This is a genomic window from Acidovorax sp. HMWF018 (genome assembly GCF_003061035.1).
Classification (GTDB): Bacteria; Pseudomonadota; Gammaproteobacteria; order Burkholderiales; family Burkholderiaceae_C; genus Acidovorax; species Acidovorax delafieldii.
This window is the reverse complement of sequence record NZ_QAIM01000427.1, coordinates 5549-7769: the sequence shown is the minus strand read 5'-3', so window position 1 is coordinate 7769 and position 2221 is coordinate 5549. Positions and strand designations below refer to the sequence as shown.

Below are 2221 nucleotides of genomic sequence, written 5' to 3'. Positions count from 1 at the left end.
GGGCAAGGGGCGGCATTGTAGTGGGGCTTGCCACCGGGCCTGTCGGGCGATCGAACCTGTCGCACGGTCCCACTTACTGATCGCGCGTGCCTCGCAGGGCCAGCCAGCCCGCAACCGCCGTGAAAGCCGCCACCACGGCCACGATGATCCAGAAGCCGTGGCCGTTGTCGGCCAACGGCACCCCGCCCACATTCATCCCAAACAGGCCGGCCAGAATGTTGATGGGCAGGGCCAGCACGGTCACCACCGTCAGCACAAACAGGCTGCGGCTGTTGGCCTCCTGCACGCTGGCGGCGATTTCTTCCTGCAGCAGCTTGATGCGCTCCTGCAGGCCCTGCATGTCGCGCAGCACCACCGAAAACTCCTCGGTCGAATCGCGCAGCTCCTGTGCATCGTCGGCGCCCATCCACGCGGGCGGGTGCTGCAGCAGGCGAAACAGCGCTGCCGGCTCGGGCGCCAGCAGCCGCTGCAGTCGCACCAGCAAGCGTCGCAGCACACCCAGCCGCGCGCGCTTGTGGTCCAGGCGCCCGGCCAGCAGTGCGTCTTCTACATCGTCGATGCGTTGTGTCACGCCACGCACGATGTCCACCAGGCCCGAGGCCTGGGTGCGCATCAGCTCGGCCAGCAGCGCCACGCTGGAGCAGGGGGCATTGCCGGTGCGCACGGCAGTGCGCAGCACGTCCACCGACCGCAGCGGGCGCGTGCGGCCGGTCACCATCAGGTGCGGCGCCACGCTGGTCCACAGGGTCGCAATGTCCGAAGGCTCGAACGCAAAATCAAAGTGTGCGTCGTTGAGCACGGCAATCAGCGTGTCGTCGTCGCGCTCGATGCGTGTCGAGACCGAGCGGTCCTTGAGCGCATCAAAAAAGGCTTCCGGCAGATGGGCGTGCCGCTCCATCCAGCGCACTGCCTGCGCGTGGCTCAGGTTGAAGTGCAGCCACAGAAACTGCCCTGACGGCGCGGCGCCTGCCTGCAGGTCGGCCAGCCATTGCGCGGCCTGGGCCGAATCCACCTCCTGCGGCGGGGTGTCGGTACCCAGCAGGTAGCCGCAGATCAGCCCGGCGGCATCTCCGCCGTAGTTCAGGCTGGCGTTGGGGGCGAGGGGATTTGACAAAGCGGCGGGGTGGTCTGCGGGCGGCACGGCCTCGCATGCTGGCCTCTGGGCATGACAGCGTTGTGACAGATCACACCAGTGTCATGGCGCTGTCACTGCAGCGGTCCACCATCGCGCATCTGATTTGCACTACCGCCGGATGCTTGCCCATGTTCTACAACAACGCCCTTGACACGCAGGAGCTGATGCAACGCATCGCCAACGACCTCATCGACAGCTACGACGAAGAGCTGGAACTGGAGATCGAAGACCGCGAGGTCGATGACATCGGCGCCCCCAGCCCTGGCGACAAGCTGGCGCGCCAGCAATACTTCAAGGACCTGTTCCGCCTGCAGGGCGAGCTGGTCAAGCTGCAGGATTGGGTGCAGCACAGCCGCCAGAAGGTGGTGATCCTGTTCGAGGGGCGCGATGCGGCGGGCAAGGGGGGCGTCATCAAGCGCATCACGCAGCGCCTGAACCCCCGTGTTGCCCGTGTGGCGGCACTGCCCGCACCCAACGACCGAGAGCGCACGCAGTGGTACTTTCAGCGCTATGTAGCGCACCTGCCTGCGGCGGGCGAGATGGTGCTGTTTGACCGCAGCTGGTACAACCGCGCGGGCGTTGAGCGGGTGATGGGCTTTTGCACCGACGACGAATACGAAGAGTTCTTCCGCACCGTGCCCGAGTTTGAAAAGATGCTGGTGCGTTCGGGTATCACGCTGGTCAAATACTGGTTCTCCATCACCGATGAAGAGCAGCACCTGCGCTTTCTGGGCCGTATTCACGACCCGCTCAAGCAGTGGAAGCTCAGCCCCATGGACCTGGAAAGCCGCGTGCGCTGGGAGGCCTACACCAAGGCCAAGGAAACGATGCTGGAGCGCACCCACATCCCCGAAGCACCCTGGTGGGTCGTGCAGGCGGTGGACAAGAAAAAGGCGCGCCTGAACTGCATTGCACACCTGCTGTCTCAGCTGCCCTACCAGGAGGTCCCACACCCGCCCGTGGTGCTGCCCGACCGCGTGCGCAACCCTGAGTATTTGCGCCAGCCCGTGCCTGCAAGCATGTACGTGCCAGAGATCTACTAAGACATCTGACGCGCCCCCTGCGGGGCCGAGGGAGGCTACGCGT

Annotated in this window: 2 protein-coding genes; one reads left to right on the top strand and one right to left on the bottom strand. The window is 65.4% G+C overall.

All coding sequences use genetic code 11. The annotated features are described in order from the left end of the window. Positions 1-73: 73 nt before the first annotated feature. Positions 74-1114 (bottom strand): transporter, encoded by a 1041-nt coding sequence (locus tag DBR23_RS17930; RefSeq protein WP_108499127.1) that lies wholly within the window; start codon positions 1112-1114, stop codon positions 74-76. Positions 1115-1263: 149 nt separating this feature from the next. Here DBR23_RS17930 and ppk2 point away from each other — a divergent pair, with 149 nt between their 5' ends. Then, complete coding sequence (gene ppk2, locus DBR23_RS17925; protein WP_056067080.1) at positions 1264-2178, top strand: polyphosphate kinase 2; 915 nt, start codon at positions 1264-1266, stop codon at positions 2176-2178. Positions 2179-2221 lie beyond the last annotated feature (43 nt).

Excerpts from the sequence above, each read along its gene's own strand:
- ppk2 (WP_056067080.1), top strand. The coding sequence starts at position 1,264 with ATGTTCTACAACAACGCCCTTGACACGCAGGAGCTGATGCAACGCATC.